The sequence below is a fragment of the Mesorhizobium sp. M1A.F.Ca.IN.020.04.1.1 genome, assembly GCF_003997315.1.
Classification (GTDB): domain Bacteria; phylum Pseudomonadota; class Alphaproteobacteria; order Rhizobiales; family Rhizobiaceae; genus Mesorhizobium.
Map to the genome: position 1 here is coordinate 1 of NZ_RZSN01000275.1, position 4957 is coordinate 4957.

General features: G+C 63.2%; 4 protein-coding genes. All 4 read left to right on the plus strand.

Annotation, left to right across the window (positions count from 1 at the left end; all coding sequences use genetic code 11):
- On the plus strand, positions 1-684 hold a 684-nt coding region (locus EOA49_RS30195; protein ID WP_164749329.1), incomplete at its 5' end, for a substrate-binding domain-containing protein.
- Between the two features lie 161 nt (positions 685-845).
- Entirely contained in the window at positions 846-1910 is a 1065-nt protein-coding gene (locus tag EOA49_RS30200) for an ABC transporter permease (protein ID WP_066997793.1), read from the plus strand.
- A 2-nt stretch (positions 1911-1912) separates the two neighbouring features.
- Complete coding sequence (locus EOA49_RS30205) at positions 1913-2695, plus strand: ATP-binding cassette domain-containing protein (protein WP_066997791.1); 783 nt, start codon at positions 1913-1915, stop codon at positions 2693-2695.
- Positions 2696-2843: 148 nt separating this feature from the next.
- The coding region (locus EOA49_RS30210; protein ID WP_164749330.1) for a glycogen/starch/alpha-glucan phosphorylase at positions 2844-4957 on the plus strand (2114 nt) is incomplete at its 3' end.

Below are 4957 nucleotides of genomic sequence, written 5' to 3' on the forward strand. Positions count from 1 at the left end.
GCCCTCGACACGCCGCTCGATCCGATCGACGCTGCCGACGCGACCTTCGCCACCGACAATCTGGAGGCCGGCAAGCTGATCGGCGCCTGGGCCGCCGCCACGCTCGGCGACAAGGCCAAGGACGCCAAGATCGGCTTCCTCGACCTCACTCCCTCGCAGCCGACCGTCGACGTTCTGCGCGACCAGGGCTTCATGATGGGCTACGGCATCGACGTGAAGGATCCCAACAAGATCGGCGACGAGGACGATCCGCGCATCGTCGGCCACGACGTGACCAACGGCAACGAGGAAGGCGGCCGCAAGGCGATGGAGAACCTCCTGCAAAAGGACAACACCATCAACGTCATCCACACCATCAACGAGCCGGCCGCTGTCGGTGCCTACCAGGCGCTCAAGGCCGTCGGTCTGGAAAAGCAGGTGCTGATCGTTTCGGTCGACGGCGGCTGCCCGGGCGTCAAGTCGGTTGCCGAGGGCGTTATCGGCGCCACCTCGCAGCAGTACCCGCTGCAGATGGCGGCGCTCGGCATCGAGGCGATCGCCAAATTTGCCAAGGACGGAACGAAGCCGAAGCCGACCGAAGGGAAGAACTTCTTCGACACCGGCGTCAATCTCGTTACCGACAAGCCAGCCAACGGCGTCAAGTCGATCGACACCAAGGAAGGCCTCGCCAAGTGCTGGGGCTGACGCTCTGACGGTTCACAAAGCTTGCGGCTGGGGGCTTGATCCCCGGCCGCATCGGGTGGACGATGCGCCTTCGTCAAGCGCGGACAATCCTGGCGACAGACCGGAAGAGGCGTCGACGGCGCGCGCAGCAATGAGAAGGCTGTGCGCATACGGGAGGATACATGTCTCAGATTCAGGAATTCGAGAAGGTACTTTCGGGCAGCGACAGCAGCGTCGCGGCCTTCGACGAGCACGGCAAGTCATTCGTCAAGCGCGCCCAGCATTTCCTGCACTCCACGCCGGCGGCGGTGCCGCTGATCGTGCTGGTGCTGTCGGTCATCATCTTTGGCGTTGCCATCGGCGGCCGCTTCTTTTCGTCCTACACGCTGACGCTGATCCTGCAGCAGATCGCCATCGTCGGCATCCTGGGGGCTGCCCAGACGCTGGTCATCCTGACCGCCGGCATCGATCTTTCGATCGGCGTGGTGATGGTCATCTCGGCGGTGGTCATGGGCAACTGCGCCATCACCTATGGCATGCCGACAATCCTGGCCGTGGTGCTTGGGCTTGGCGCAGGCGCGGTTTGCGGCATGCTCAACGGCTTGTTGGTCGCCTATATGAAATTGCCGCCCTTCATCGTGACACTGGGCACCTGGAACATCGTCATGGCCACCAATTTCATCTACTCGGCCAATGAGACGATCCGCGACGCCGATGTCGACGCTCAGGCGCCGCTGCTGCATCTCTTCGCGCTGAGCTTCAGGGTCGGCTCCGCCGTGCTGACGGCCGGCGTCATCGCCATGGTCCTGTTGGTGCTGCTCTTGTGGTATGTGCTCAACCACACGGCGTGGGGCCGCCATGTCTATGCCGTCGGCGACGACCCGGAAGCGGCGAAACTCTCCGGTATCCAGACCAAGTCTGTGCTGATGGCCGTCTATACGCTTGCCGGTCTGATCGCCGCCTTCGCTGCCTGGGTGTCGATCGGCCGCAACGGCTCGATCTCGCCGTCCGCCGCCGTCACCGACTATAATCTGCAAGCGATCACCGCGACCGTGATCGGGGGCATCTCGCTCTTTGGCGGCCGCGGCTCCATCCTCGGCACGCTGTTCGGCGCCATGATCGTCGGCGTCGTCTCGATGGGCCTCAACATGCTGGGCGCTGACCCGCAATGGAAAGTGCTGCTCACCGGTGTCCTGATTATCGGCGCCGTGGCGATCGACCAGTGGATCAGAAAGGTTTCGGTGTAACCATGACCCAGCAGGCTGTTCTCACCGCGCGCGGTCTGACCAAGCGCTACGGCCGCGTGACCGCGCTCAACAACTGCGACTTCGATCTCTACCCGGGAGAAATCCTGGCCGTGATCGGCGACAACGGCGCCGGCAAGTCGACGCTCATCAAGGCGATCTCCGGCGCCGTGCATCCCGATGAAGGGGTGATTGAGCTGGACGGCAAGCAGGTCCAGTTCAAATCGCCCATCGAGGCCCGCGAGGCGGGGATCGAGACCGTCTACCAGAACCTGGCATTGTCGCCGGCGCTGTCGATCGCCGACAACATGTTTCTCGGCCGCGAGATCCGCAAACCGGGTCCGCTCGGCAGCTGGTTCCGCATGCTGGATCGTCCGGCGATGGAAAAGCGCGCCCGCGACAAGCTGACCGAACTCGGCCTGATGACCATCCAGAACATCAGCCAGGCGGTGGAGACGCTTTCGGGCGGCCAGCGCCAAGGCGTCGCCGTGGCTCGCGCCGCCGCCTTCGGATCGAAGGTGGTGATCATGGACGAACCGACGGCGGCGCTCGGTGTCAAGGAAAGTCGCCGCGTCCTCGAGCTGATCCTCGACGTCAAGAAGCGCGGCCTGCCGATCGTGCTCATCTCGCACAACATGCCGCATGTCTTCGAGGTTGCCGATCGCATCCACATCCACCGGCTTGGACGGCGTCTATGCGTCGTCGATCCGAAGCAGATTTCGATGTCGGATGCCGTCGCGCTCATGACCGGCGCCAAGAAGCCGCCGGAGGACGCGCTGGCGGCCTGATCTCCGCCCCACCATGGTAATTAGCCGCAGGTGCATCGGATGGACACTCCGCCCTAAATCGATTTAACATTATATGCTGCAGCGCGGCAAACTGGGTAGGAGAAACGGTGAAAGCCGCTATGATCAGGCCAACCGAACGAGAGGCGATATGAAACCCGCCATGACGATCGAAGCCCCCGCTCTCGATCACCCCGATCCCAGGACGCTCGCCGAGGAAGTCCTGATGTCGCTCAAGTACCGGGTCGGCAAGGACACCACCGTCGCAACGCCCTACGACTGGCTGACCGCCTCGATCAAGGTGGTGCGCGACCGCGTCGTCGATCACTGGATCCAGGCGACCAAGGAAGCCTACGACCAGCAGGAAAAGCGCGTCTACTATCTCTCGCTCGAATTCCTGATCGGGCGCCTGATGCGCGACGCCTTCTCCAATCTCGGCCTGATGGAGAACATGCGCGAGGCGCTGGCATCGCTCGGCGTGGATCTCGACTTGATCGCCGGCCTTGAACCGGACGCAGCCCTAGGCAATGGCGGTCTCGGCCGGCTCGCCGCCTGCTTCATGGAAAGCATGGCAACGGTCGATATTCCCGCCCACGGCTACGGCATCCGCTACGCCAACGGCATGTTCCGGCAGGAGATCCATGACGGCTGGCAGGTCGAGCTGCCGGAGACCTGGCTCGACCATGGCAACCCATGGGAGTTCGAGCGGCGCGAACGTTCCTTCGAGGTCGGCTTCGGCGGTTCGGTGGAATCGATCACCTCAAAGGACGGCCGCCTGGAGCGCCATGTCTGGAGGCCCAACGAGCATGTGCTGGCGGTCGCTTATGACACGCCGGTCGCGGGCTGGCGCGCCAAGCGCGTCAACACGCTGCGGCTGTGGTCCGGCATGCCGATCGACCCGATTCTGCTCGACAAGTTCAATGCCGGCGACCACATCGGCGCGCTCGCCGAAAGCAACAAGGCCGACGCGCTGTCGCGCGTTCTCTATCCGGCCGACTCGCACATGGCCGGGCAGGAGCTCCGGCTGCGCCAGGAATATTTCTTCTCGACTGCTTCGCTGCAGGACATCGTCCAGCGCCACCTCAGCCAGTACGGCGACCTGAAGTCGCTGCCCGACAAGGCCGCGATCCACCTGAACGACACCCATCCGGCCGTCGCCGTGCCGGAGCTGATGCGGCTTCTGATGGACGTTCACGGCATGGATTTCGACCTTGCCTGGGACATCACCAAGCGTACCTTCGCCTACACCAACCACACGTTGCTGCCGGAGGCGTTGGAAAGCTGGCCGGTGCCGCTGTTCGAGCGTCTGTTGCCGCGCCACATGCAGATCGTCTACGCCATCAATGCCCAGGTTCTCCTGGAGGCGCGGGCCACCGGAAAATTCTCGGGCGAGCAGATCGCCCGCATCTCGCTGATCCAGGAAAATGGCGACCGCCGCGTGCGCATGGGCAATCTCGCTTTCGTCGGCTCGCATTCGATCAACGGCGTCTCGGCGCTGCACACCGATCTGATGAAGGAGACGGTGTTTGCCGATCTCCACAAGCTCTATCCCGACCGCATCAACAACAAGACCAACGGCATCACGCCCAGGCGCTGGCTGATCCAGTGCAATCCCGGCCTGACCGCGCTTGCCCGCGAAGCGATCGGGAACCGCTTCATGGACGACATCGAAGCGATCAAGGATCTCGATCCTCTTGCCGGCGACTCCGCTTTCCGCGAGAAGTTTGCCGCCGTGAAGCGCCAGAACAAGGTGAGGCTTGCAAACCTAGTCGCCGACCGGCTCGGCATCAGGCTCGATCCTTCAGCGCTGTTCGACATCCAGGTCAAGCGCATCCACGAATACAAGCGCCAATTGCTCAACATTCTGGAGGCGATCGCGCTCTACGACCAGATCCGCTCGCATCCCGAGCGGGACTGGATGCCGCGGGTTAAATTCTTCGGCGGCAAGGCGGCGCCGAGCTACCACAACGCCAAGCTCATCATCAAACTGGCCAACGACGTCGCCCGGGTGATCAACGGCGATCCCTCGACGCGCGGCCTGCTCAAGGTTGTGTTTGTCCCGAACTACAATGTCAGCCTCGCCGAGGTGATGATGCCGGCGGCCGATCTTTCCGAGCAGATCTCGACCGCCGGCATGGAGGCTTCCGGCACCGGCAACATGAAGTTTGCCCTCAACGGCGCCTTGACCATCGGCACGCTCGACGGCGCCAATGTCGAGATCAAGGAGCGCGTCGGCGACGACAACATCTTCATCTTCGGCCTCAC

Excerpts from the sequence above, each read along its gene's own strand:
- EOA49_RS30200 (WP_066997793.1), top strand. The coding sequence starts at position 846 with ATGTCTCAGATTCAGGAATTCGAGAAGGTACTTTCGGGCAGCGACAGC.
- EOA49_RS30205 (WP_066997791.1), top strand. The coding sequence starts at position 1,913 with ATGACCCAGCAGGCTGTTCTCACCGCGCGCGGTCTGACCAAGCGCTAC.